Genomic DNA, 26,935 nt, shown 5'->3' with positions numbered 1-26,935 from the left:
TACGTGTTCTTCCAGAGACTAAAATAGTACGGGGGTTGCTGGCTGGGTCAGGAAGATGAAGACTAGTTTGGGTTTGCTATCGAGGAATCGATGTCACTGAGGCAGGGAATAGGGTATCTGCTGTCGCTGCGAGCGAAGGAACCTTAGTTGGGCGGATTCCATGACAACGTGGATGATTTCTTTCTGCGGGGCTGAGATGTCTCGGGGCATATTCGGGGCAAAAAATTACCGCAAACCGATGTTACTACGTGTAAAGTAGGGAATCAGTTTGCGGTAATACTCTGTTTGAACCATGATGAAAACTTACTTCACATCACTTCGTCTTCAGACAACCGCCTATCATGAATAAGCCGAGTTGGGCGAAGTAACCGCAAAAAAGAAAAAGCCCCGAGTATATGAAATGCTCGAGGCCTACCAATCATTGCTACATGAAGTGGACGGCGATTATGTCTAAAGGCATGGAATTAGTAAACAATTAAAACGATGAAGGTGCAGTATTTTTTACTGGTTGTCATAGGTGGCTCAACTTGTCGGTGTTGAAAACCCACATGAAGCGGTTTTTGCTCTTGAATAAGACGAAAAAGCGGCATTCTGTCTATGATGTATTGCCTTAGTTTGTCCCGCTGCTATCATTTCCGCATCAAATATTGGTATGTCAATTGGGTTCGTCAATTCAGGAAACGACAATGAAAAGAACGTTTATTGCGCTGGTTGTATTCTTGGCGGCCGGATGTTCGGGTAAAAATCCGTATCAGCCGGCTCCACAAGTCCTTAATGGTGCGGTAGTGACGGAAAGCCAGACCAACAAAACGCAGAGCCCAGAGCAGAATAAAACCGATCAAGATAAAGCCACTCAGGGTAAAACCATCGTCCGGCTTCACAGGATGGACCAATGGACTCTGGTACCTTTCGAGAGAACCTGCCCGCTGTATGTCCGTGTCGATGGCCAACTGGTTGCAGCCCTTCAATTCAACGAATATGTCGATCTTCGTCTGATTAACGGGCAACGGAATATCAGAGTGAGTCTTGCCTGTACGATGACCGGGCGTTCTGCCTCTGCCGTTGTTGATGCTAACGGCACTCGACAAGAGTATGAAACAGACAGTGGCTGGTATGGTCAACTGCGTCTGTGGCGTACAAAGTAAGATTAAGATCATGTAAAAGAGGCGCCTTCTGAGGCGCCTCTTTTATTTTCAATCTTTTAGAATACGGTTTACCTTAACGACCAAACAAATCCCGACGCTTAGGTTTAACAAACTGGGCAATCAATACCAGCAAGCCAATCAGCATAAATACGCTAAACACGACAACTAGCCACTGCGGCATTCCCAGACTCAGGAATTCCCACTGTTTCTCTGCGCAATCACCAGAAGCAACAAACACCGAGGGTAACCATTTGTCTAGCGGTAACCAACTTGGGAAACGTGCCGCAAAATCGCAGGTGGCGAAGGGGGAAGGATGCAACTGGATCATGGTGTGTTCCCATGACAGGCGGATCCCTTCATACGCGCTGTAGATCCAAATCAAAATACCTGCGTAACGTAACCCCGTTTTGGGAGCAAAGGCACCGACAATCCCAGCGCCCATAATACCAAATAGAGCACAACGTTCATAAATGCACATAACACAAGGTTTTAATAACATGACATGCTGAAAATAAAGCGCCACGAGCTCAAGGGCCAATGCGGTTAATGTCATCAGAAGCCAAGCACCGCGGCCTTGCGAGCAACGATTAAGATATTGCAACATAGTTTATTTTTTCCATGCGTTAAGCTACTGGCAAGCAGTGTAAACCAATTCATTCGTGCTGCCAGCCCGTTGATTTCAAATCAGTCAAAAATAGTGCATAAACCGCACTCTTTAGCAGTGGGTAAGGAAATTGCCTTTAATCAACCGCCTTACTAAATTCCATCTAACAAAAGCCCTTCCTGGGGTCCTTAATGAGAGGGAATTATCTCGTTAATATTGGGTAAAGATATCCACTGCATCGCGCTGAACCATGTCGTCATATCGGGCAATAAATATTGAACACAAAGCAAGCCGGTCAGTGTCATAACAATTGTGTAAGGGAGTGCCATCCAAACCATACGACCATACGAAAGGCGGATAAGTGGTGCGAGAGATGAAGTCAGCAGGAATAAGAACGCAGCCTGACCGTTTGGTGTCGCGACAGAGGGTAGGTTTGTACCCGTATTGATAGCAACGGCCAGCAGTTCAAACTGTTGTTCGGAAATAGCGCCATTTTGCAACGCCGTCTTCGCTTCATTGATATACACCGTACCGACGAAGACATTATCCGAGATCGAAGAGAGCAGGCCGTTAAACAGATAAAACAGAGAAAGCTGGTCGCCTGGCTTCGCTTGCAGAACGAAATGTATAATCGGGGTAAATAAGTGCTGCTCAATGATCACCGCGACGACGGCAAAGAACACCGTCAATAATGCTGTAAACGGCAGCGCCTCCTGGAAGGCTTTACCGATAGCATGCTCGTCAGTGACGCCGCATAGGGCGGTAGCAAAGATAATCACTGACAAACCTATCAGTCCGACCTCGGTCAGATGGAAAGCCAGTGCAACGATCAGCCATACGCCGATGATGGCTTGTACGAACAACTTAATGCGTTCTTGTTTGTCACGTTTATCGCTGTTTTTCTGGTCATAGTCTTTGAGAATATCAAACACGGGCTGGGGTAATTGTGCACCGTAACCAAAGAGACTAAAGCGCTCGACCAGAAAGCACACCAGTAGCCCACAGAAGAAAACAGGAACAGAAACTGGCGACATACGTAGGAAGAAATCAGCAAATTGCCAGTCGGCGGATTTAGCGATGATCAGATTTTGCGGTTCACCCACCATGGTCATTACACCGCCAAGTGCGGTCCCAACCCCAGCGTGCATCATCAGGCTACGCAGGAAAGCGCGGAACTGTTCAAGAGTGGAACGATGCAGATCTTCGGTAAATTGGCTGTCATCATTCACATCGATTTGCTCGTCACTGCTGGATGACACGCGGTGGTAAATAGAATAGAAGCCGATAGAAACACTGATCACTACGGCAATCACCGTCAGTGCATCTAGAAATGCAGAAAGAAACGCAGCGGCCATGCAGAAAGAGAGTGAAAGGCTGATTTTGCTACGAATATTCAACAACAATTTAGTGAAGACAAACAGTAGTAACTGCTTCATGAAATAGATGCCAGCAACCATGAAAATCAATAGCAGGAGCACTTCCAGATTTGATGCAATCTCCTCACGTATGTGTTCCGCGCTGGTCATGCCAATCATCACGGCTTCAATGGCCAGCAGCCCGCCAGGCTGCAATGGGTAACATTTCAGCGCCATGCCCAAGGTGAAAATGAACTCTACCACTAACAACCAGCCCGCAAAGAAAGGACTGACCAGAAAATAGATCAAAGGATTAATAATAAGAAAGGCAATGATCGTCAGCTTATACCAAGCCGGTGATTGGCCAAGGAAGTTTTTGACGAACGCGCTTCTAAAAGTCATATCCATGCTGTTATTGCTCTCCAGGATGTAATGCAACAAAATCAATATAATAGGCTAGTCAATTCAACCGCTGAAGGCGAGTGAAATGAATAAATTGTTCTGCAACTGCTTTGTTAAGGGGAAATAGTGCCACGCTATGCACAGTTTCAACATAAGTACCGAAAGGGCGCTATAACATGACATTTTCGTCTGGTATGATGAGCTGAAATACATCGCCTATAAAAAGTCCTAAACGGAACGTAAAAAAATGGTTATTAAGGCACAGAGTCCTGCCGGTTTCGCCGAAGAGTACATCATTGAAAGTATTTGGAACAACCGCTTTCCACCGGGAACTATTCTACCTGCTGAACGCGAACTTTCAGAGTTAATTGGCGTAACGCGCACCACATTACGTGAGGTTTTACAAAGGCTTGCTCGCGATGGCTGGTTGACAATTCAGCATGGGAAACCGACCCAAGTTAATAATTTTTGGGAAACATCAGGGCTGAGTATTCTTGAAACCCTGGCCCGTCTGGATCACGACAGTGTGCCGCAACTTATCGATGATCTTCTTTCAGTCAGAACCAATATTGCCACAATTTTCATCCGTAAAGCGATGCGCCGTAACCCGGAAGATACGCAGCAGATTCTGGCAAAAGCGCAGAGCGTTTCTGATAGCTCTGAAGCCTTTAACGAATTGGATTACGGGATTTTCCGTGGCCTGGCTTTTGCTTCAGGTAATCCCATTTACGGCCTGATTATTAATGGATTGCGCGGATTATATACCCGCGTTGGTCGTTATTACTTCTCTAATCCTGATGCGCGTAAACTGGCGATCGCTTTTTATCAGAAACTTTCCCGCATTTGTGATGAAAAAAACCACGATCAAGTTGTTGATTGCGTGCGAGATTATGGCCGTCAGAGTGGTGAGATCTGGCACAGTATGCAAAGCGCTATGCCTGGTGATCTGACTGACAAAAAACGTTAGTCAATCATTCGCGACTTTTACAAAGAAAAGGGTGCTGAGGCACCCTTTTTGGTAGACAGCACCGCCTGTAGTGATCTCACAGCGGTGTCGGGCGAGGTGGGCAACGTTCCAATAATTCTACGGCCCCATCTTCATTTAACTGCTCCATAAAGACATCAAACCCCCACAGACGATGAATGTGTTTCATCACTTCACGGCGACTCTTATCAAGCGGAGCCCGGTCCTGTGGGATATAACGCAATGTCAGAGAACGGTCACCGCGCAAATCCACATTCCAGACCTGAATATTAGGTTCATGATCACTCAGATTATATTGGGCAGACAACTCTTGGCGGATCGCCCGGTAACCTTCTTCATTATGAATTGCTGCTATTTCCAGGTAATTATTGTGGTCGTCGTCGAGAACGGTGAACAGTTTGAAGTCACGCATCACTTTCGGCGAGAGAAACTGGCTAATAAAGCTTTCATCCTTGAAATCGCGCATAGCAAAATGCAGCGTCTCCAGCCAGTCGGATCCTGCGATGTCCGGGAACCAGTAACGGTCTTCATCCGTCGGTGACTCACAGATACGTTTGATGTCCTGGAACATGGCAAACCCCAGTGCGTAAGGGTTTATCCCATTATAGTAAGGGCTGTTGTACGGCGGTTGGAATATCACATTAGTATGGCTGTGGAGGAATTCCAGGATGAATTTCTCCGACACTTTCCCTTCGTCATACAGATGGTTAAGAATGGTGTAATGCCAGAAGGTTGCCCAGCCCTCGTTCATGACCTGAGTCTGTTTCTGCGGATAAAAATACTGACTGATTTTGCGCACAATCCGCAATATTTCTCGTTGCCAGGGTTCCAGAAGCGGCGCATTTTTTTCCATAAAATAGAGGATATTTTCCTGCGGCTCGGACGGAAAACGACGAACTTGTTCTGGCTCATCAACGTTGTCTTTACGCGGTAGCGTTTTCCACAGTGAGTTTACCTGACTTTGCAGATAGGTCTCACGGCTTTCCTGTCTTGCCTTCTCTTCTAACAATGAAATTTTTTGCGGTCTTTTGTAGCGATCAACCCCGTAGTTCATCAGCGCATGGCAGGAGTCGAGCAAGCGCTCCACGTCTTCAACACCATAACGTTCCTCACACTGGCTAATGTAGCGGCGCGCAAAGAGCAGATAATCCACAATTGAACTCGCATCCGTCCAACTGCGAAAAAGGTAGTTGTTCTTAAAGAAAGAGTTATGCCCGTAACAGGCGTGCGCCATGACCAAAGCCTGCATGGTCATGGTGTTTTCTTCCATCAGATAGGCAATGCAGGGGTTTGAGTTGATGACAATCTCATAGGCTAGCCCTTGCTGTCCGTGCTTATAGCGCTGCTCGGTTTCAATAAACTTCTTACCGAACGACCAGTGCGTATAATTTATTGGCATACCGATACTTGAGTAGGCATCCATCATTTGTTCGGAAGTAATGACTTCAATTTGGTGCGGATAGGTTTCAAGCCGGTATGACTTAGCGACTCGATCAATTTCCTCGAGGTAAGTCTGCAATAACTCGAACGTCCAGTCGGGTTCATCGCTCAGGCGTTTATCTTCAGTATGGTGTTCCTGGGTCTTTATCGTCATAAGCCGCCACCCTCATTCAGTTACGGACGCAACCGCGTGTCTAATTTAACTGTTCCTTACTTTGCGCGCCTCTAGGTAATCGTAGCTCAATACGAAAGTTATGCAGGATCAGTCTGAAGTTATACGCTTTTTTAGCTTTTCGCACCGCAGTAAACGGGGCGTATCGTTAGCGCGAAAAGGACATAACCATCATTCGCCTCAGTCACCAAACAGTCAATACTTAACCCAAGACATGAAGATATCATTCAATGTCACTGATTTAGAATAATGTTCTATATATATGGGTTTTTTCTGGAATTAAATAACGAAATTATTAAGGCGTTAAACGCTAATGCTAAATAGCGACTCATTCATACAACGGCAACCAGAATCTCGATTTCATGCCACGGCGGGCTGATTATGGGGAATTATTGTTATTTTTAAGCAGCTATTGAAAAACAGCGTCAGATCAACGATAAATAATTGTGAAATACATCACGGTTATGGCTTCTGGTGTTGGCAGTTTTACACCATCGGGTTAGTTTCCTGCTCACAGGATATTATGCTTTATATTGCCTTCTACTGGAGTTGAGTATGCGTGTGATAATTTTGGGCAGTGGTGTTGTCGGTGTCGCCAGCGCCTGGTATCTGGCGAAGGCTGGTCATCAGGTCACCGTTATCGACCGGCAGGCTGGGCCTGCGGAAGAGACTAGCGCAGGTAATGCCGGGCAGATTTCCCCAGGTTATGCCGCACCGTGGGCGGCACCAGGGGTTCCTCTGAAGGCCATTAAATGGATGTTTCAGCGCCATGCACCTCTGGCTATACGCCTGGATGGCAGCCGCTTTCAGTTGCAGTGGATGTATCAAATGCTGCGCAACTGTAATATGGATCACTACCAGATCAACAAAAGTCGAATGGTTAGACTGGCGGAATACAGCCGTGACTGTCTGAAGGCGTTGCGCGAAGATACGGGCATTCAGTACGAAGGGCGCCAGGGTGGCACATTGCAGCTGTTCCGCACGGCGCAACAGTTTGAAAGCGCGTCGAAAGACATTGCTGTTTTGCAGGAAGCCGGCGTGCCTTATCAACTGCTGGAAGCTAACCAACTGGCGACCGTCGAACCAGCGCTGGCACAGGTTGCTCACAAACTGACGGGGGGCTTGCGTTTACCAAATGACGAAACCGGTGACTGCCAACTGTTTACCCGTCAACTGGCAGAAATGGCGCGTCAGGCCGGGGTTGTCTTCGAATTTAACCGCAGCGTAGATAAATTATTGGTAGCCAATGGGCAGGTAAGCGGTGTGCAGTGCGGGACTGACGTGGTGAAGGGTGACGCTTATGTGGTGGCGTTTGGTTCCTATTCCACTGCGTTGCTGGCCGATTTGATATCCATTCCAGTGTATCCGCTGAAAGGCTATTCATTGACGATCCCGATCACTGATCCTGCTGCTGCGCCATATTCGACTGTACTGGACGAGACCTATAAAATCGCTATTACCCGTTTTGATGATCGCATTCGTGTGGGCGGAATGGCTGAAATTGTCGGATTCAATACCCAGTTAGCCAAAGCGCGGCGTGAAACGCTGGAAATGGTGGTTCGGGATCTGTATCCGCAGGGGGGCAACATTGAACAGGCCACTTTTTGGACTGGGCTGCGGCCGATGACGCCAGACGGTACGCCGATTGTTGGCAAAACGCGTATCAAGAACCTGTTTCTTAACACTGGCCACGGTACGCTGGGCTGGACCATGGCGTGTGGCTCCGGTCAGTTGTTGGCAGACATTCTTTCAGGTGCTACTCCAGCGATCCCTGCTGATGACCTGGCCGTTGAACGCTATAGCGCTGACTTTGCAACAACGCATCCTACTGTTCATAAGATGCATCCGATAGGGTAATACAAGATTAACCGAGGCGGGTCAGGCGGCCCGCTGAGCTTTTACTGGCTCGACGCGCAAGGAGTGCAAGGCATCCTCCGGCCATCATCACCAGCGCGAGGCTTAGTTTGGGTTGTACTGGCAGAGCCATCGCAATAAAACCGAACAGTGCACCTCCCGTCATTTGTACCGATCCCACTAAAGCCGATGCCACGCCCGCTTCATTGGAAAATGGCTCTAGCGCATAACGGGTGGCCGTACCCATCAGGAATGCCAGACCGGCACAGGCGCTGGCAACAGGGATCATATATAGCCATGTGGCGTGTTGCGCTTCTGGATCAACCAGCGTCAGACCGGCTATTAATCCTGCGCATCCCATAAACATCAACAAGCTTCCACTCGCCAGACAAAGAGGTCTCCCTACTTTTTGGATAATACGATTGGCAAGAAGGCTCACCGCCATGATCCAGAAACCGTTGGCACCAAATACCAGTGAGAACTCAAACGGCGTCAGCCCGGCCTGACTCATCAGCACTGTTGGTGCCAAAGAAACATACGTAAGGGCCATACCCATGGCACCTGCATTGACGGCCGCAAACGTGATGAAACGTTTATTAAGCAAAATTCTCGCGTATTGTTTAAACGGCAGAACCCCACCTGATTGCGTATCCGCAGGGCGGGTTTCCGGGAGTTTGAACAAAATCAGGGTCAGCACCGCGATGGTGTAACCCGACAGCGCCCAAAAAGGTGCGCGCCAGCCATAATATTGGGCGATTAAACCGCCAACCAGCGGGGCTAAGGCCGGGACAATATTCAATGTACCGTTAAGAAAACCATAAGCCCGTGCCGCTTCGTTACCGCTCATTTGGTCACGCACGCCGCTGAAAACCACGACTGATGTGCAGCAGACCGCCAGGCCCTGAATAACGCGTGAAAGCATAAACATGACTGATGATACCGACGTGGCGGCAACGACAGCACCGACCAGATAGATCAACACGCCGATAATCGCGATCGGGCGGCGACCAAAGCGGTCAACCAACGGACCCGCAATCAACTGACCTAACCCCATGACCAGAATGAACAATGAGATAGAGGATTGAATCACCACTTCCGAACTGTTTAACCCTTGGGCGATAGCCGGAATAGCCGGCAGATAGAGATCTATCCCTAAAGGTCCCAGAAGGACAAGGCTCAATAGCAAGAAAAGGAATTTTTGCATAGAAAACACCACAGTCCATGTTCGAAAGGAGGATAAGAGTAATGATTTCATCCGAGGATGGAAAGAAGTGGTTAAATATTGGGAGACGATGGTTAATAAGATCCGGGCACCGCGGTGGTGCCCGTGACGGTTTGGGCGTTCAACCGAAGGTTATTTTTTCTTCCAGAAGTCGTCAAATACCGTGACCGGCGGCTGGCGCTTATGTTCAGTCCGTGTGTACCACCCATCAATAATAGCAGCGGACTTGTCGTCGATTTTTTTGCCTTCGAGGTAATCATCAATCAACTCGTAGGTAACGCCAAGCGCCACTTCGTCTGGTAGAGAAGGGCGGTTTTCTTCCAGGTCAGCCGTTGGTACCTTGGTATATAAGTGTGCAGGGCAGCCGAGATAATGGAGCAGTGCTTTACCCTGACGTTTGTTCAGCCGAAAAATCGGATTAATGTCAGTGCCACCGTCGCCGTATTTGGTGAAGAAACCTGTCACAGCCTCAGCCGCGTGATCGGTGCCGACCACCACGCCTTTCTTCATACCCGCGATGCTGTACTGCGCTTTCATCCGTTCGCGTGCTTTTTCATTGCCTTTTATAAAATCGCTTAACTCTATGCCGATCGCCCGCAGAGTGGCTTCACTGGCCAGTACGGCTTCTTTGATATTTACGGTAAGAACTTGATCGGGTTTGATAAAGGCAATCGCATCGACACAGTCTGACTCGTCAGCCTGCACACCATAGGGTAAACGTACAGCAATGAACTGGTAATCATCATCGGCGGTTTCTGCGCGTAACTCACTAATTGCCGTTTGGCAAAGTTTACCGGTGAGAGTAGAATCCTGCCCGCCGCTGATGCCCAATACCAGTGATTTGATAAAAGGGTGTGCCAGCAGATAATTTTTTAGGAAATCGACACTCACGCGAACTTCCTGCGCAGTATCAATGTTCGGTTTAACGTGCAGAGCCTGAATAATCTCTTGTTGTAAAGCCATGACCACTCCTCCTGAATGCAGCCTGCGAGGAGCTCGCGGTGCAATAAGATGTTATCAACAGGTCTAAAGCTAACTCGCTCTGCTCAAAAGGACAAGATACCGCGTCGGGTTCGGTCGAAATCTGTTCAGTGAAGTTAGATATTTACCACGGTACTTTTTTAGTGAGGTGAGTGAGTGAATAAGTCATGATTCAGGGCTTAATTTCAGAACAGGTTAACAAAGTGTAATGATTTAGGTTGTTTTCATTTCAGGAGATAACTGTCACTCGAAACTGTCTAAAAAATCCCGTTAAAAAAGGATATCGGCCCCAAGGTGCTGTATATTCGTTCGAGTTTTCTATGTTTGAATGGGTCCGTGCGTCATCGAGGGGAGTTGCCAGGCTTGGTTGAGGGAACTGAATTAGTGGCAGAGTGATTTCGATGAGCGTTAATAATTTGAGTTAAGAGTCAATGCCAAGACGTGTTATTGGCCTTAATTCTATGGGGAAGCAAAATGTTTTTTCAGGTTGTACGTCGTTTACCTGCTTACGCCGTAGTATGCGGTGCAGCATTGTTCAGTATCTCAAGCCTTGCAGACACCACCATTTTTACCGCGATGGACGATCCTTCCACGGCTAAAAAACCTTTCGAAGGTAACATTCAGGCCGGTTACACCGCGCAGACCGGCAACACCAGCAACTCATCGCTGAGTGCTGACACCACGATGACCTGGTTTAACACCAATACTGCCAACAGTATCTGGGGTTCTGCACGTAACACGACATCATCAGGTGTCCGTTCGTCTGAGAAGTATCAGGCCGGTGCTCGTAGTCGTTATAATCTCGACGACAGTAACTATGTATTTGGTCAGGGTAGCTGGCTCAGCGACCGTTACAATGGCTATCGCGCACGTGATGTTGGAACACTGGGTTATGGTCGTCAGATTTGGAACGGCCCCGTTCACACACTGAATCTCGAAGCAGGTCCTGGTGTTCGTCACGATGAGTTTGAGCAGGGTGGGAACTCCACGCGCGCTCTGGTTTATGGTTCCGGCGTATACGGCTATAAAATCAGTGATACAGCCCAATTTACGCAAGCCTTCTCGGTGTTGGCGAACGATGAAACCACCTACAACTCAGAGACTGCGTTGAAAGTGGCTATCAACAGCCATTTCTCACTCAAACTGGCTTATGACGTAACGTATAACACCCAACCACCAGCAAGCGCTCCGGATAAGACGGATACCGTGACCTCGATAAATCTGGTCTACGGTATGTAATGTCGATGCCCGCGTCGTGTCATTAATAGTCATGATAATAAAGCCAGTAGATTGCTCTACTGGCTTTTTACGTTCAAAGATGGAATATATGGCCCAATGACTATTTTATTTGGATAAGTGTATTTGAAAAGATTCATTTATTTAATGTAATGCGAGAAGCCTTTTGCGATGTAATAAATTAAATGTCTTTTAATTTATTGTCTTTATTTCTGAAAATCATGTTCCACTATTGTTGGATCTGAGGTGGCGAAGATGAAATTAGATGGAAAAAAGAAATGTTCCTGGAGATTACCAGCTCAGTTGTGCATTACCAGCAAGTAGCGACAAGGCTTTTCGCCTGGGTTACTGAAGGTGATGGGTAAGTCCACGCCAAACGTCAGCACATCTCCGGCAGACAAAGCATAGCTCTGCGCCCCGTAATCTATGTTCAGTGTACCTTCCACCATCCACAGGCGCTGTCTGTAAGCCTGATGATTCCAGCCTGGATAACTAACTCGTGCGGCGACAGGCAGGGTGATTTCTACCAACTCGGGATCGCCTTGCACTTCATGCGCGGTCACCTGACGTCGCAGATAACCGATGTCCGGATCCTGCCAGATTTCCTGCTGCGCCAGCGGGCGTAATGGCGCGGACTGCACATTATCTTCCGAAAGCAGCTGTGCCAGTGAAACACCCAGGCTTGCTGCAAGTCGGCCCAATAAGCTGGCGCTCGGGCTGCTGTCCTGCCGCTCAATTTTCGAAATCATTGCTTTACTGACGCCGGAGCGGCTGGCAAGTTGCTCCATGCTCAGGCCCTGTGCTTTGCGTAATGACTGCAATCGCGTAGCGATCAACTGGTCGATTGACATAGGGATAAATCCTGTTGTTTACTATGGTGTACTTAATTCTACTATAGTGGAATTAAATGCGTAATGGAAGCCACCGGAGAATGACTTATGAAACTGATTACCTGCAATGAACGCCAGCATGCTGGCCCGATACTGGATATTTTTAATGATGCGATTCTGACATCAACCGCATTGTATGATTATAAAACGCGCCACATTGAGAGTATGACGCCATGGTTTACCTCTAAATTGGCGAATAACTTTCCGGTGATCGGGCTTGAAGATGAGCGGGGTACGCTACTCGGATTCGCCAGCTATGGCACATTTCGCGCTTGGCCAGCATATAAATATTCCGTTGAGCATTCCATTTATATTCACAAGGATCATCGCGGAAAAGGGCTGGGGAAAATGCTGCTGAATGCGCTGATCGACGCTGCCCGCGAGCGAGACGTTCATACGCTGATTGGTGCCATTGATGCCACTAACAGCAGCAGTATTGCACTGCATGAAAAAAATGGGTTCAGCCACACTGGCACGATCAAACAGGCAGCTTATAAATTTGACCGCTGGCTGGATTTGGCTTTTTACCAGTTGATTCTTAACACGCCGCTGAAGCCGGTTGGAGGCTGAAAGCCGCAACATCACGCAAATTCAATCTGAAAAAGTGGTTTTATGGGGCGAGGAATGAACATGCAAAACATTATAAAGAGCGAGAACAGTTCAAAAAAATGCAATGATATCATTGCGTTAACCTCTATCGTAGACAGGCTGCCGTTTCCAGCCTATAAGAAGGGATTCTTCATTCGTAGTTCTATACTCGTCCCACTGCTCGGATTGGCTCTAGGGCCGTTTTGCTTTTTTAACGCACAAGCCGCGGCGATCTCGGTCTCATCCGATTCGACCGATCCTGCTGACAAGCACATTTACATAGGTCAGTATGATCTTACAACCAACCTCTGGGGAATTCGCGGTGCAGGGAGCAACTGGTACGCTGATATTTTTACCCATTCAATCTCCCATGTGGATGGTGCTGGCTACAAGTGGTCTGGTTTTGCTGGTAATCAAACCAACGTGAAAGCTTACGTCAGCTTGCGTTACGGGGCCAGTAACAAGCAAAACATTGCAAGCGTAACCGGCCTGCCTTACCTCTTTGAAAACAATGATAAGAACGTTGACGTGCTATGGAGTTTCGAATCCAGCGGCGAGGATGGTACCGGCAATATCGTCGGTAAATACAACCACACGCTGGATGTATTCTTCAACGCAACCAATAGCACCAAAGTGTCGGAAATACGCGGTGAGGTTATGATCATCACTGATTCATCTCAAGATGCGCAGATGGCCGGCTGGGGCGTCAAGGATATCCAGCCTTTTATCATTAGTGGTGAAATCTGGGATGTCTGGCAAGCGACCCAGACCTCACATGGTCATAGTTGGCATGTGACACAGTTCCGCAAACGTCTGAATTCACGCTATTTTAATCACAATCTTAAAGATTTCTTTTTCGCAGCGGCAGCGCGTCGTCCGGATATTTTCATGCGTCATTACTATGTCATGATGGTCGAGGCTGGAACGGAAATAAAAAATGGCTCAGGCCGGGTTTATTACACGAAATACAGAGTATCGATAACCCGCAACAGACGACATGTTCCTGCTTCAAATAGACCGGATCTGTCACATTAATAACCAATAGCTAAGCGGAAGTGGCATGGCTATGTGTTATTAACGCAACAGAACCTAACATCCCGTTGCATTTAAATCAGAAGGTAGATGATCAATATTGATTAGAAAAGACGCTCACTAATCCAAAATTCTTCCACGCTGATAATATTCGAGAGATCAAAACCTGCCATATCCCCCTTAAATTCATCGCTCTGCATATATTTTCTGTCTAAAGCTTTGGCATCACTTTCTGCCGGATAACTGACTATAGCCATCACTTTATCTGCATTATCATCGGCCCCCAAATAGACGTCATTTACAGCGATACCAAACTTTGGGAGACTTGATAAGTGTTTCATCCAGTGGTGTTGAAAATACTCTAAAGCAGCGATTTTACTTTTCAGTGTATAAATTCTTAATTGCTTCATAATGTTTCCTTATTAACATTGAGATACTTTATGGGTCACTCGAAAGTTAATGTTTTACCCTGACGACGATTATATGTCACGGATATGTCGCTGCGACCAGTAAAATAACCTCCCCGGCCATTTCAAAAGTGAAGGCGTCAGTTTTGTATTCGTGCTTATTGACCGGTTGAGAAGGGGAACAGCCGGTAAAGTGAGCTAACCGGCTGTTTTTAATGATTAGAACTTAGTTGTTTTGAACCTGTTTATGGAATAATTCGCGGAATACCGGATAGATATCTTCCGGTTCGCGGATATGCTGCATGGCGAAATTGCCAAACTTTTCTTGCAGTACTTCATACTCGCGCCATAACGTCTGGTGAGCACGCCGGGTAATCTCGATATAACTGTAATAACGCACCATCGGGAGCAGTTTTTGTTCCAAAACCTGATGACACAACGGCGAATCATCAGCCCAATTATCACCATCAGAGGCCTGAGCGGCATAGATGTTCCAAATCGCCGGGTCGTAGCGTTCCTGAATCACTTCATGCATCAATTTGAGCGCGCTCGATACAATCGTGCCGCCGGTTTCCTGCGAGTAGAAAAACTCTTGCTCATCGACTTCTTTCGCCTGGGTATGGTGACGAATGTAGACCACATCCACGTTTTTATAGGTCCTGCTCAGGAACAGATAAAGCAGAATATAGAAACGTTTGGCCATATCTTTGGTGGCCTGATCCATGGAACCAGAAACGTCCATTAGACAGAACATCACGGCCTGGCTGGAAGGCTCAGGGCGACGTTCGTAGTTTTTGTAGCGTAAATCAAAGGTGTCGATAAACGGGGTTTTGGCGATTTTTTGTCGTAGCTCTGCAATCTCCTTACGCAGACGTTCTTCTTCTAATAGTCGTGCCGGTTCGCTGTTTTCTACTTCAGTCAGCGTGGCTTCCAATGCACGTAACTCTCGTTTTTTTCCTGCTGTCATCGCGGTGCGGCGGGCAAGGGAATTTTGTAGTGAGCGCACCACACTGATATTAGCCGGTACACCGTTAGAGGTATAACCGGATCGATGGGTTTTATATTCTGTTATCTGTCGGTGCTGGTTTTTTTGTAAATTGGGGAGCGCCAGATCCTCAAACAGCAGATCAAGATACTCATCTTTAGAGATCTGGAAAGAGAACTCATCCTGGCCTTCACCATCTTGGCTGGCTTCACCTTGACCACTCCCGCCGCCGCCTCCCGGTGGGCGTTCAATACGGTCATTCTGGACAAAGTGATCATTACCGGGATGAACGCGGTGACGTAAGCCTCCGCGCCCCTGATGAAACATAGGTTCGTTGATATCTTCAATGGGGATCGAAACGGATTCCCCACTGTCGACGTCGGTAACCGAACGCTTGTTGATGGCTTCGGCAATCGACTGTTTGATTTGCGACTTATAGCGGCGCAAAAAGCGCTGGCGGTTAACCGCGCTTTTATTCTTACCATTCAGTCGGCGGTCAATAAAGTACGTCATATTTCCCCCAAACGACGTTGCCATCGCTCCTCTACTATGAGGATTTTCTCACGCGCAGATACCATTCACACAGCAGACGCACCTGTTTGCGTGTATACCCTTTCTCCATCATTCTGTCGACAAAGTCATCGTGTTTCTTCTGCTCATCGGTGGATGTTTTAGCGTTAAACGAGATAACTGGCAGTAATTCTTCAGTATTTGAGAACATTTTTTTCTCAATCACTGTGCGCAGTTTCTCATAACTGGTCCAGTTCGGATTACGCCCGCTGTTTTGCGCTCTGGCACGTAAAACGAAATTGACTATTTCGTTACGGAAGTCCTTCGGATTGCTGATCCCGGCTGGTTTTTCAATTTTCTCCAGCTCGGCATTCAGCGCTTCTCGATCAAACAACTGGCCGGTATCCGGATCGCGATACTCTTGGTCCTGGATCCAAAAATCGGCGTAAGTGACATAACGATCGAAAATGTTCTGGCCATATTCTGAGTAGGACTCAAGATAAGCGGTCTGAATCTCTTTGCCGATGAATTCAGCATATTTTGGGATCAGATAGCCCTTAAGATGCTCAAGATATTTTTCTGCAATGTCTTGTGGGAACTGCTCGCGCTCAATTTGTTGTTCCAGTACATAGAATAGGTGTACCGGGTTAGCCGCAACTTCTGCGTGATCGAAGTTGAAGACACGTGACAGTATTTTGAAAGCAAAACGTGTCGACAGGCCATTCATCCCTTCATCCACACCCGCATAGTCACGGTACTCTTGGTAAGATTTGGCTTTAGGGTCCGTGTCCTTGAGACTTTCACCGTCATAGACACGCATTTTGGAATAGCTGCTGGAGTTTTCCGGCACTTTCAGTCGGGACAAAATAGAGAAGCGGGCTAGCGTTTCCAGCGTTCCCGGCGCACAGGGCGCGTGTACCAGTTCACTGTTACTGAGCAGTTTATCGTAGATTTTCATCTCTTCCGACACGCGCAGGCAGTAAGGCACTTTGACTATATAGACACGGTCAAGGAAAGCTTCATTGTTCTTGTTATTACGGAAGGTCACCCATTCCGATTCGTTGGAGTGCGCCAGAATAATGCCGTTGAACGGCAGGGCAGAAATACCCTCAGTGCCGTTGTAGTTACCTTCCTGCGTAGCGGTCAGCAGCGGATGGAGCACTTTTATCGGCGCTTTGAACATCTCGACGAACTCCATCACCCCTTGGTTTGCCCGACATAGTGCGCCAGAGTAACCGTAAGCGTCGGGATCGTTTTGAGCATGGTTTTCCAGTTTGCGGATATCCACTTTCCCAACCAGCGCAGAGATATCCTGGTTATTCTCGTCGCCAGGTTCGGTTTTGGCGATGGCGACTTGTTCCAGGATAGAAGGCCAGACTTTAATGACTTTGAATTTGGTGATATCCCCGCCAAATTCGTGCAGGCGCTTAGCCGCCCACGGGGACATAATTGTGCCCAAATAACGGGTAGGGATGTTGTACTCTTTTTCAAGAAGAGTGGCATCTTCCTGTGGGTTGAACAGACATAGTGGATGATCGTTGACCGGGCTGCGGTCACCATTCGCGCTTAGCATATAAATGGGAACACGTTGCATAAGTGCTTTCAGGCGCTCAGCCAGAGAGGATTTACCGCCACCGACAGGACCCAGTAAATAGAGGATCTGTTTCTTTTCTTCCAATCCTTGCGCAGCATGTTTCAGGTAGGACACTATCTGCTCGATAGCATCTTCCATGCCATAAAATTCTTCAAATGCAGGATAACGGGCGACCACCCGGTTAGAGAATAAACGCGACAAGCGTGGTTCCAGTGCGGTGTCTACCATCACTGGTTCACCGATTGCCATCAACAGACGTTCGGCGGCGTTAACGTAAGCGCTGCGATCCTGCTTAGCAATAGTAAGGAATTCCTGAAGTGTGAACTCTTCATCCTTGGCAGCCTCATAGCGCTGGCGATAATGGTCAAATATATTCATACGATGCCCGTCCTTCGTTAATAGCACAGGTAAATGAGAGCGTTAGAAATAATCTGCTCCCGAAGGAAAGCTCCCCACCTCAGTACAGCAACCCTCATGCCAACTTGCAGAAACCCATTTTTTGTACTGACAGACCGAAATAAAGTGGCTTGTCTGATACCCTTAGGTCGGGAAGTGCCCCAGGTGGAGTCTTTCATCTATTAATAAGCGTAGTTTGGCATTACGAAAATTTCCTCTACCGTCCTCCCATTTTTTAAGATATATCAATGACTCACTTGAGGGGTTTCCACTTTAAACCCTTGAAGGACGTGGGGTGGGCGGGTGAGGAACTCTTTTCGTTATTTTTATTTCATACTTTGCATATCGATTAATTGAACGTTCTGGTATTTATGCGCAAAGAGGTATCACTATAATTGCTAAGCGAAGGGATTACTCTTCGCTTACACTGTCAGCGATATTTAATGATAAGGGATTTATTTACTATGAAAGGCATGCATTTCAGAGCACTCTCCATCGCAGCGACGGCCATTATGTTCAGCCACGCAGCGGTGGCTGGCACATGGTCGCTGGGCGCATCTGCATTAGTCAGCCCGAATCCATATCGCGGTTATGACACCAAAGTTTATCCAATTCCTATCATCAGCTACGAAAGCGATGATTTTTACTTCCATACTCTGACTGCCGGTTACTATCTGTGGAAAGATGACAAAAATAAATTTAGCCTGACCGCAACTTATCTGCCATTTGGTTTTACTCCGAGCGATTCAGATGACAGCCAGATGAAGCGCCTGGACAAGCGTCGCGGCACATTGATGGGGGGGCTGGCTTATTCTCATAATGAGGATTGGGGAACGCTGCGCGCCAGCTTTAATGGCGATGTCCTGAATAACAGCGATGGTTTAGTGGCTGATGTCGCCTATCTCTATGCATTCCATCAGGACAACTGGGCCCTGATTCCGGGCGTCGGTGTAGCATGGAACAGCAGCAACCAGAACCAATATTATTACGGTATTAACAGCAATGAATCGCGCCGTAGTGGTTTGAGTACTTACTCGCCTGACGACAGTTTCAGTCCTTATGTTGAGATTTCTGCCAAATACAATTTCACCAAAGATTGGCAAGGTTTCTTCACTGGGCGCTATATTCGGTTAGCCAGCGAAGTGACAGACAGCCCAATGGTGGATAAAAATTATATCGGCGTACTGTGGACGGGTGTGACTTACAGTTTCTAATGTATCAATGCGCTTAATTGGTGCGTGAGAAGTGATTTAATGGGGCTTTTAGGCCCCATTTGCACATTTGTAGTGCGCGGAATGATTGTGCGGAAAGAGGATTATCGCTGGCTGATGGTCATGGCCAGTTTTGCCGGCGAGGATACATTGCTTTTTTGCGGTGCGCTTACGCTCGCCGTTTCAACACAAACCATGGTTTTGTAGCTGTCATCCGCCATATCTTTCATGCTGGCAGACAGTTCTGCGCCCGGATTCCAGGCCACCACATCACTGTTGAAATGATGTTCAATCACCAAGGTTCGATCCAGTGCAGAATCAATAATCAGGCTGGTGGCCTCAGGCGCAGTATATATGCGGTCAGTCTGGCCCTTGAATGCCAATGGACCTTGTTGCTGGGCAGTTTTGCCACCATCAACTTTATCGATGTAGTTCTTGCCCAAGCCTGACACTTTTACATTATTGATATCGCCAATATTGAAATAAGCGTGCAGCGCGCTGGTTGTTTCGAAGTCACCGTTCGATTCCAGTTCAATATGGCACTCGGCGCCAAGCTCAAAGCGGGCGGTGAGGGTGAAATCATGCGGCCATAATTCAAGAGTTTCTGCGTTCTGTTTTAAGGTCAGAATCAATTCTACACCTTGCTCATTTTCCTGATGAGAGGTCAACTCCCATGGAAGAATGCGTGCAAAGCCATGTGAAGGTTGGCCAGCCGGGCCAAACCATGGCCAGCAAATCGGTACACCACCGCGAATAGCTACACCCGTTTTAAATGCGGATTCACTGCTCATCCACAATATTGGCTGTTCATTTTGCGGCTGATAGGCCAGCAAATGTGCCCCTTGCAGGGTAATAGCCGCGCGCACTTTAGGGTGGTCGATCACCAAAACCGGTAATTCATCAATCTGACGCTGGCTGATAACCGATGTGATGGTTTTTAAAACGGGAAGGGTAAAGAGTTTTGATGTCATGAGATGGGTCCTGTGATTTTATTATAAATCCAGACCGGTGATGAACGACGGCTTCAGTGACTCTTGGTGCTTACTGTTGCGCAGAAAGCAAAAGGGCGACTTAACGTCGCCCTTCGATTCAGTTCATCACATCGGGCAATTATTTAGAGATGTGTGAAATCAGATCCAGAACTTTGTTTGAGTAGCCAGTTTCGTTATCGTACCAGGCAACCAGTTTCACAAAGTTGTCGTTCAGCGCGATACCTGCTTTAGCATCGAACACAGAAGTCAGTTTTTCACCGTTGAAATCGGTAGAAACAACGTCATCTTCGGTGTAGCCCAGAACGCCTTTCAGGTCGCCTTCAGCTGCTGCTTTTTTGATTACTGCGCAGATATCTTTGTAAGACGCGCCTTTTTCCAAACGTGCAGTCAGGTCAACTACAGAGACGTTAGGAGTAGGAACGCGGAACGCCATACCAGTCAGTTTACCGTTCAGGGCAGGGATAACTTTGCCTACTGCTTTAGCTGCACCGGTAGATGAAGGGATGATGTTCTGAGACGCGCCACGGCCGCCACGCCAGTCTTTATGAGACGGACCATCAACAGTTTTCTGCGTTGCAGTAGTTGCGTGAACTGTGGTCATCAGTGCTTCAACGATACCGAAGTTGTCGTTGATAACTTTAGCCAGTGGTGCCAGGCAGTTAGTAGTGCAAGATGCGTTAGAAACGATTTCCTGACCTTTATATTCTTTATGGTTTACGCCCATAACGAACATAGGGGTGTCATCTTTAGATGGCCCTGTCAGAACAACTTTTTTAGCGCCTGCAGCAATGTGTTTACGTGCAGTTTCGTCGGTCAGGAACAGACCAGTGGCTTCAGCCACAACGTCAACGTTAACTTCATTCCATTTCAGGTTAGCTGGATCACGCTCAGCGGTAACACGGATGGTTTTGCCATTAACGACCAGGTGACCGTCTTTAACTTCAACGGTACCTTCGAAACGGCCATGCGTTGAGTCGTACTTCAGCATGTAAGCCATGTATTCAGCATCTAACAGATCGTTGATTGCTACGATCTCAATGTCAGAACGTTCTTGAGCAGCACGGAAAACAATGCGACCGATGCGGCCAAAACCGTTGATACCTACTTTGATAGTCATATATTCCACCAGCTATTTTTTTGTGAATAAAAGGTTGGTTGTAAAATTACAAAAACCTTGCTGAGCGTCAAGCGGAATCGTGTCAATTCTTGCTGTAAGTCAAAGCTCAAACTCACTTTTGCCAAGATATTGCACATTCCGTTTTTTAATCGGCTTCTACTTACATGGGGACGATATGCCGAATATAAAGGGCAGTAACAACAAATATGTGATTTTTGTCACGAGCTGTTCTTGTTTGACGCCGATGGCACACAGTTTAAGTCAAAACAGGCAGACTCGTTGTTAATTTTTTGTTATTATTAACTGTTATTTTAGTTGATTTTCCTACCTGGCAGAGAATGACAACCATGGCCAATGAATCTAAAGAACCAATCACATCACCACAACTTACTGAAATACAACATTATGTGACGCAAGAGCACGGGACTGAACGCCCATACTCCGGTAAACTACTGCATAACCAGCGCGATGGGATCTACCATTGTCTGGTTTGTCACTCGCCGCTGTTTTATTCCGATACTAAGTTTGACTCTGGATGTGGCTGGCCAAGTTTTTACCAACCGGTCACGCATGATGCTATTAATTATCTCACTGATAATACACACAATATGGAAAGGGTTGAGATTCGCTGCGCACATTGCGATGCCCATCTTGGTCACGTCTTCCCTGACGGTCCTGAGCCTACAGGTGACCGCTATTGTGTGAATTCTGCATCGATGAGTTTCATCGATGGCGAGAACGGTGACAAGACTGCCGGCTGAGTGTCAGTTGGCATGTAATTTAAACGACAAAATCGATTCAGCCATTATTCACCGTTAAGTGAATAATCAGCCAAGATGAAGAGAGCTGTTGATGGAAATTAATGAGTTAGTCGACGTGATGACGCCGGAGATTTTTCAGCGTCTTGCGCAGGCAGTTGAACTGGGAAAGTGGCCTGATGGTGTTGCTCTGACATCTGAGCAAAAAGACAACAGCTTACAGATGGTGATGTTATACCAGGCGCGCCATAACACTGAGGCTCAGCATATGAGTATTGGCACTGATGGACAAATTGTCACCAAATCGAAGCAGGAATTGAAGCAGCAATTTGCGCAGGACGCATTAATCCGTATTAAACCTGAGTAGATGCCGAGTAGATAAAAGATCTGTAAGCAAATGAACAAGGCCGCCATGAAGCGGCCTTGTTCATTTATCGAAAGAGTAAGACATGTTAGTCCAGTGCAAGAACTGTCGCACCGGCATGCTGCATTTCTTCTATAGCCTGCTGGCTATCCTGTGGAGAAATATTCACGCCGCGGCACCCTTCGACCAACAGTGTCACCTCATAACCCAAGGCTATTGCATCCAGCACCGTAAATTTGACGCAATAATCGGTCGCCAGGCCCATGACTAACAACTGCTCAATCTGCTGTTGCTGTAGCCAGGCATGCAGTGTGGTTGAAGCACGGTGACCGTTGTCGAAAAACGCGCTATAGCTATCTATTCCGGCGTTCTGACCTTTGCGGACCACAAAATCAATGGCGTCGCGGTGCAGTAGTGGATGAAAATCAGCGCCGTGTTGCTCCTGAACGCAATGTATCGGCCACCATACTTGTGGCAGTCCGTCGAGTTCACCGACAGTCCATGGCTCAGTGCCAGCATTGACCGCGAAACTACCGTGGTTATGCGGATGCCAGTCCTGCGAAGCCACCACGTCAATTCCCTGCGCCTTACAGACCTTAATGGCCTGATTAGCTACGCTGATCACCGCATCGCCATCCTGTACTGCGAGCGCACCACCGTGACAGAAATCATTTTGTAGGTCGATTAATAACAAAGCGCTTTTCATCAGGATTCCTTATTCGGTCAGCTCGCCGCGCAGGTTTTGCTGCATCAGTGTACGGATCTCATCCGGTGATAACGGCTGGCTGAAGAGATAATGGAGTTTAGTCAGTGCGGCTTCGACGGTCATATCAAAACCACTGATCACACCAGCCTGTGCCAGGGCATTACCGGTAGCATAACCGCCCATATTGACCCGACCAGAGATACATTGTGTCAGATTGATCACCACGATGCCGCGTTCAGATGCCTCTTTTAGCACTTTCAGCAGGTCACCTTTTTGCGGTGCATTACCCACACCATAGGAGCGCAGGATCAGCGCTTTAACAGGCTGCATCAGAAAGTTTTGTACCACCTCAGCGGAAATGCCTGGGTAAATCGTGACGACACCAATTGGCTGTGGGGTGATGTCATGCACTTTCAGCGTCCCGGCCGCCACCGGTAGCGATGGCGTAGACAGCCGGCGGATATGGATGCCGGCTTCTAACAGGGGGGCAAGATTAGGGGATGCAAACGCGTCGAAACCATCGGCATGGGCTTTAGTGCTGCGGTTGCCGCGATACAAACGATTGTTGAAGAACAGAGTGACTTCATTGACCGGATGATTAGCCGCAATATACAGCGCATTCAGCAGATTGATCTGGCCATCAGAACGCAGTGCTTCAAGCGGTATTTGTGACCCTGTCACGATTACTGGCTTGCCAAGATTCTCCAGCATGAAAGAGAGCGCAGAGGCCGTGAATGCCATCGTGTCGGTGCCGTGCAAAATGACAAAACCGTCATATTGATCGTAATGGGCCAGAATATCATCGGCGATGTGCTGCCAGTCTTCTGGTGTCATGTCAGAAGAGTCCATCAGCGGCACATATTCCTGGATAGTGAATTCAGGCATTTCCGGGCGATGGAACTCAGGCATTAAAGCCAACTGACGTTGTAAGTGTCCTGAAACCGGAATGTAGCCGTTTTCAGATCGTTGCATTCCGATGGTGCCACCAGTGTAAGCGACGTAAATAGATTTTTTGGTCATTGACAGGATTCTTTGTATTGAACGGGGCGTGCAGGATGAGCCGAAGTATAAAGGCATCTGCGCCGGCTCCAAAATAAAAAAACCCGGTGATTCACTTTCACCGGGCTTCGCTTTACAGACGATGAAGATTACCTCACTTCACCGCAGGTCAGGCACAGAGCATAACGATTCTGCGGGTCGTTCATGTTATTGAACAGGTCGGCCTGGGATTTCAGCTCCAGTGCTATTTTGCTAACCGGAGCAGGCAGGTAGGCTTGAACCGCAGCAGGCAGCATAGCTTGTGCTGAAGCGCTGACTTGTGAGAAGACCATATCGGTCAGGCTGGGTTCGCTGACGTACCAGTTCAACTGCCATTTAGGCAATTTAGCCAGTTCGGCGGCTTTCTTCACTGCGTCATCGAAGTCGCCAAGCTGATCCACCAGTCCGTTGTTTTTTGCATCGGAGCCAATCCACACGTGACCTTGGGCAATGTCGTCTATCTGCTCAGGCGTTTTGTTTCTTGCTTTCGCGACCAGGCCGAGGAAGGTTTTATAACCGTTCTCGATGTTCATCTGCATCATCTGAGAGAACTCCGGCGGCAGCGCCTTAGTCGATGCAATATCTGCCAACGGTGACGTTGCGACACCATCGGTATGAACCCCAACGTTATCCAGCGTGTTCTGGTAAGTGTTGATCACACCGAAGATACCGATAGAACCGGTCAGCGTACTCGGACTGGCGATAATATAGTTCGCCGGAGTGGAGATCCAGTAACCACCCGATGCGGCCATACCGCCCATTGAAACGACCACCGGCTTACCGGCAGCGCGCGCTGCGGCCAGTTCAGAACGAATGACTTCAGATGCACTCACGCTGCCGCCAGGACTGTTAACGCGCAAGATGATGGCTTTGATTTTTGGATCCAGACGGGCATCGCGGATCTGTTGGGCTGTTGTATCACCGCCAACTGCACCGGGTTGTTCTTCACCATCGTTAATCGCACCGCTGGCGAAGATCACCGCGATCTGCGGCTCATTGTTGTCTGGCTTAGGTTTCGGTGAGTAGTCATAAATACTGATGAAGTTAAAGTCTTTGGATTTCTTATTCCACCCGAAGGCTTTTACCATGTCGTTTTCTGCCTCATTTCGTGAGGCAAGAGCGTCCACCAGTTTGCTGTTCAGTGCATATTGTGCCATATCGCCACCGGCTTTTTGCATACCGGCCAGCACACCCGCGGCACCTGGGAACAGTTGCTCAGGCGTGATCTGACGGTTGGCTGAAACCGTATTGAGGTAGTTACCCCAAAGCCCATTAATCCAGCGGCTATCAGCATCGCGTGCAGCAGGAGACATATCATCACGAATCAATGGTTCAACAGCGGACTTATATGTGCCGACGCGGAAGATATTCGTGGTGACTTTCAGCTTTTCGAGCAACGACTTGTAATAAAGATTGTTGGTCGCGAAACCGTGGATATCGACCGCGCCCTGCGGCGACAGGTAAATCTTGTTAGCATAGCTTGCAAGATAATATTGTGACTGATCGTAGCTGTCATCGATGGCGTAAATTGGCTTGCCGGTATCACGAAACTCACGCAGGGCTTTACCGATGTACTGCAACGACGTCTGATCGGTGCCGGTAAAATCGGTGAGTTGTAACACCATGCCAGTAATGTTCTTATCATCTTTCGCCTGACGAATCGTATCCACCAGATCAAACAGCGAATTCTCCTGCAAGCGGTTACTGGAGGTGCCCAGGATCTCACGACCCCATTGACGTACTTTATTATTAACGGATGGCTTATCAACCACGGTACCGCTAAGGTCGACCAGCAGCGCACCTTTGGTGGTGTCGACGGGCTTGTCCTGAAATGAAAAATAGATCCCGACACCGACCAGTATGATCAGGATCAGGAACAGGTTGAGAATAAACTCTCTGATGAAATTAAGAAGACGCCAGGTCCACTTAAAAAAACCGGCGATAATTCGCCACAATGTACGCATGGTCTCTCCAACAAGCGGTAAAAGTATCGCTATCCTAATGACCTGGCCGGAAAATGTCAGCTTTAAATCATGTCATAATTTACCAATGACACTGCGCTGCAGAGTGATGTCGCCTAAAGGGTATTCTGCGGTTGGTAAAAAGGCGCGTGCTTATGCTACCGTGAAGTAAATGCCTATCATTATCATATGATCGTAAAGGAGAGATTTATGGATGCTCTGGACTTATTAGTAAACCGTCGTTCGGCCTCACGTCTGGCGGCGCCTGCGCCGTCTGGCAAGGTGCTGCAAAACATTATCAATGCCGGTATGCGCGCGCCTGACCACGGAGCCTTACAGCCGTGGCGTTTTGTTATTGCCGAAAATGACGGACTGGTTCGCTTTAGTGAATTATTACGCGCCGCTGCAATCAATGATGGTGCTGATGAGAAGGCGATTGAAAAGGCGACGCAGGCTCCGTTGCGGGCACCACAAATCATTACCGTTATCGCCGCCTATAAAGAAAGCCCGAAAGTACCGCAATGGGAGCAAATGTTATCCGCAGGCTGTGCCGTGCAGGCGATGCAAATGGCGGCATTGGCGCAGGGGTTTAATGGTATCTGGCGCACCGGCGCATGGACCGAACACGCCGATGTGCGTCAGGCTTTCAAATGTGGTCCGAATGATAGGATCGTCGGATTCCTCTATCTCGGCACCCCACAGTTAAAATCCAGTACACAGATTATTCCAGCCGACAGTTCGTCTTTTGTCTCTTATTTCTAACAGAGGCGGCTTATCATTTCACCGGTTGATCGGAAATAGTCCGAGAAACCGGTTATTCGCTGACTTTGTGAGCGAACATCCCGCTCTGAACCACTTCCCGTCTTACCAATTGCTTCATCAACAGCTAACATACCCACACCTGAGAGCAGACGATGCTGTGAATAAAGGAAGGGATGATGATTGATAAGGCAATGATACAGATACTGGCAGGCCTGAAAATTGAGCGTG

24 protein-coding genes are annotated in these 26,935 nt (G+C 47.9%); 10 read left to right on the top strand and 14 right to left on the bottom strand.

Annotated elements, in window-relative coordinates; translation table 11 throughout:
• Positions 1-686 precede the first annotated feature (686 nt).
• The gene (locus tag IEV89_RS13120) at positions 687-1,145 is read left to right on the top strand and encodes a hypothetical protein (protein WP_188473960.1); all 459 of its coding nucleotides are present in this window, start codon (positions 687-689) and stop codon (positions 1,143-1,145) included.
• Between the two features lie 73 nt (positions 1,146-1,218).
• On the opposite strand, the gene dsbB is transcribed toward IEV89_RS13120, so the two are convergent.
• Both dsbB and nhaB read right to left on the bottom strand, forming a co-directional pair.
• A complete protein-coding gene (gene dsbB / locus IEV89_RS13115; protein ID WP_188473959.1) occupies positions 1,219-1,749 on the bottom strand; it encodes a disulfide bond formation protein DsbB in 531 nt (176 codons plus the stop codon).
• A gap of 188 nt (positions 1,750-1,937) precedes the next feature.
• A complete protein-coding gene (gene nhaB, locus IEV89_RS13110) occupies positions 1,938-3,512 on the bottom strand; it encodes a sodium/proton antiporter NhaB (RefSeq protein WP_188473958.1) in 1,575 nt (524 codons plus the stop codon).
• A 241-nt stretch (positions 3,513-3,753) separates the two neighbouring features.
• Here nhaB and fadR point away from each other — a divergent pair, with 241 nt between their 5' ends.
• The gene (fadR, locus tag IEV89_RS13105) at positions 3,754-4,473 is read left to right on the top strand and encodes a fatty acid metabolism transcriptional regulator FadR (RefSeq protein ID WP_188473957.1); all 720 of its coding nucleotides are present in this window, start codon (positions 3,754-3,756) and stop codon (positions 4,471-4,473) included.
• 76 nt (positions 4,474-4,549) lie between these two features.
• On the opposite strand, the gene IEV89_RS13100 is transcribed toward fadR, so the two are convergent.
• Positions 4,550-6,085: a SpoVR family protein gene (locus IEV89_RS13100; protein WP_188473956.1), complete on the bottom strand. Its 1,536-nt coding sequence runs from the start codon at positions 6,083-6,085 to the stop codon at positions 4,550-4,552.
• Positions 6,086-6,658: 573 nt separating this feature from the next.
• Here IEV89_RS13100 and IEV89_RS13095 point away from each other — a divergent pair.
• On the top strand, positions 6,659-7,960 hold the full coding sequence (locus tag IEV89_RS13095; RefSeq protein ID WP_188473955.1) for a D-amino acid dehydrogenase: 1,302 nt from the start codon (positions 6,659-6,661) through the stop codon (positions 7,958-7,960).
• A gap of 7 nt (positions 7,961-7,967) precedes the next feature.
• On the opposite strand, the gene IEV89_RS13090 is transcribed toward IEV89_RS13095, so the two are convergent.
• The gene (locus tag IEV89_RS13090) at positions 7,968-9,161 is read right to left on the bottom strand and encodes a multidrug effflux MFS transporter (RefSeq protein WP_188473954.1); all 1,194 of its coding nucleotides are present in this window, start codon (positions 9,159-9,161) and stop codon (positions 7,968-7,970) included.
• A gap of 150 nt (positions 9,162-9,311) precedes the next feature.
• Entirely contained in the window at positions 9,312-10,142 is an 831-nt protein-coding gene (gene nadE / locus IEV89_RS13085; RefSeq protein WP_188473953.1) for an NAD(+) synthase, read from the bottom strand.
• 492 nt (positions 10,143-10,634) lie between these two features.
• Between nadE and IEV89_RS13080 the strand changes: the two genes are divergently transcribed.
• Positions 10,635-11,399, top strand: coding sequence for a DUF481 domain-containing protein (locus IEV89_RS13080; RefSeq protein ID WP_188473952.1), 765 nt, complete (start codon positions 10,635-10,637; stop codon positions 11,397-11,399).
• A gap of 296 nt (positions 11,400-11,695) precedes the next feature.
• Here IEV89_RS13080 and IEV89_RS13075 read toward each other — a convergent pair whose 3' ends face one another.
• Positions 11,696-12,247 carry a helix-turn-helix domain-containing protein gene (locus IEV89_RS13075; RefSeq protein ID WP_188473951.1) on the bottom strand — a complete coding sequence of 184 codons (552 nt, stop codon included), beginning with the start codon at positions 12,245-12,247 and terminating at the stop codon, positions 11,696-11,698.
• An 87-nt stretch (positions 12,248-12,334) separates the two neighbouring features.
• Between IEV89_RS13075 and IEV89_RS13070 the strand changes: the two genes are divergently transcribed.
• A complete protein-coding gene (locus tag IEV89_RS13070) occupies positions 12,335-12,856 on the top strand; it encodes a GNAT family N-acetyltransferase (RefSeq protein ID WP_188473950.1) in 522 nt (173 codons plus the stop codon).
• A gap of 60 nt (positions 12,857-12,916) precedes the next feature.
• Positions 12,917-13,909, top strand: coding sequence for a glycoside hydrolase family 12 protein (locus tag IEV89_RS13065; RefSeq protein WP_188473949.1), 993 nt, complete (start codon positions 12,917-12,919; stop codon positions 13,907-13,909).
• A gap of 101 nt (positions 13,910-14,010) precedes the next feature.
• Here IEV89_RS13065 and IEV89_RS13060 read toward each other — a convergent pair whose 3' ends face one another.
• From IEV89_RS13060 to yeaG, 3 genes are all read right to left on the bottom strand, one after another.
• On the bottom strand, positions 14,011-14,316 hold the full coding sequence (locus tag IEV89_RS13060) for a hypothetical protein (RefSeq protein WP_188473948.1): 306 nt from the start codon (positions 14,314-14,316) through the stop codon (positions 14,011-14,013).
• Positions 14,317-14,539: 223 nt separating this feature from the next.
• Positions 14,540-15,811, bottom strand: a complete 1,272-nt coding sequence (locus IEV89_RS13055) for a YeaH/YhbH family protein (protein WP_188474007.1) — start codon at positions 15,809-15,811, stop codon at positions 14,540-14,542.
• Positions 15,812-15,845: 34 nt separating this feature from the next.
• Positions 15,846-17,780, bottom strand: coding sequence for a protein kinase YeaG (yeaG, locus tag IEV89_RS13050; protein ID WP_188473947.1), 1,935 nt, complete (start codon positions 17,778-17,780; stop codon positions 15,846-15,848).
• Between the two features lie 482 nt (positions 17,781-18,262).
• On the opposite strand from yeaG, the gene IEV89_RS13045 reads away from it, so the two are divergent.
• Positions 18,263-19,012 (top strand): MipA/OmpV family protein, encoded by a 750-nt coding sequence (locus IEV89_RS13045; protein WP_188473946.1) that lies wholly within the window; start codon positions 18,263-18,265, stop codon positions 19,010-19,012.
• Positions 19,013-19,113: 101 nt separating this feature from the next.
• Here IEV89_RS13045 and IEV89_RS13040 read toward each other — a convergent pair whose 3' ends face one another.
• A complete protein-coding gene (locus tag IEV89_RS13040) occupies positions 19,114-19,980 on the bottom strand; it encodes a D-hexose-6-phosphate mutarotase (RefSeq protein ID WP_188473945.1) in 867 nt (288 codons plus the stop codon).
• A gap of 139 nt (positions 19,981-20,119) precedes the next feature.
• Positions 20,120-21,118, bottom strand: a complete 999-nt coding sequence (gene gapA / locus IEV89_RS13035) for a glyceraldehyde-3-phosphate dehydrogenase (RefSeq protein WP_188473944.1) — start codon at positions 21,116-21,118, stop codon at positions 20,120-20,122.
• 347 nt (positions 21,119-21,465) lie between these two features.
• On the opposite strand from gapA, the gene msrB reads away from it, so the two are divergent.
• The gene (gene msrB / locus IEV89_RS13030) at positions 21,466-21,879 is read left to right on the top strand and encodes a peptide-methionine (R)-S-oxide reductase MsrB (protein ID WP_188473943.1); all 414 of its coding nucleotides are present in this window, start codon (positions 21,466-21,468) and stop codon (positions 21,877-21,879) included.
• Between the two features lie 91 nt (positions 21,880-21,970).
• Positions 21,971-22,243: a YeaC family protein gene (locus tag IEV89_RS13025; protein WP_188473942.1), complete on the top strand. Its 273-nt coding sequence runs from the start codon at positions 21,971-21,973 to the stop codon at positions 22,241-22,243.
• A gap of 85 nt (positions 22,244-22,328) precedes the next feature.
• On the opposite strand, the gene pncA is transcribed toward IEV89_RS13025, so the two are convergent.
• From pncA to sppA, 3 genes are all read right to left on the bottom strand, one after another.
• Positions 22,329-22,946 (bottom strand): bifunctional nicotinamidase/pyrazinamidase, encoded by a 618-nt coding sequence (pncA, locus tag IEV89_RS13020; protein WP_188473941.1) that lies wholly within the window; start codon positions 22,944-22,946, stop codon positions 22,329-22,331.
• A gap of 9 nt (positions 22,947-22,955) precedes the next feature.
• Positions 22,956-23,966, bottom strand: a complete 1,011-nt coding sequence (ansA, locus tag IEV89_RS13015) for an asparaginase (RefSeq protein ID WP_188473940.1) — start codon at positions 23,964-23,966, stop codon at positions 22,956-22,958.
• A 128-nt stretch (positions 23,967-24,094) separates the two neighbouring features.
• Positions 24,095-25,948: a signal peptide peptidase SppA gene (gene sppA, locus IEV89_RS13010; RefSeq protein WP_188473939.1), complete on the bottom strand. Its 1,854-nt coding sequence runs from the start codon at positions 25,946-25,948 to the stop codon at positions 24,095-24,097.
• A 207-nt stretch (positions 25,949-26,155) separates the two neighbouring features.
• On the opposite strand from sppA, the gene IEV89_RS13005 reads away from it, so the two are divergent.
• Positions 26,156-26,707, top strand: a complete 552-nt coding sequence (locus IEV89_RS13005) for an NAD(P)H nitroreductase (RefSeq protein WP_188473938.1) — start codon at positions 26,156-26,158, stop codon at positions 26,705-26,707.
• Positions 26,708-26,935 lie beyond the last annotated feature (228 nt).

The sequence above is a fragment of the Hafnia psychrotolerans genome (assembly GCF_014639435.1).
Taxonomy (GTDB): domain Bacteria; phylum Pseudomonadota; class Gammaproteobacteria; order Enterobacterales; family Enterobacteriaceae; genus Ewingella; species Ewingella psychrotolerans.
This window is presented reverse-complemented; position numbering and strand designations above follow the sequence as displayed.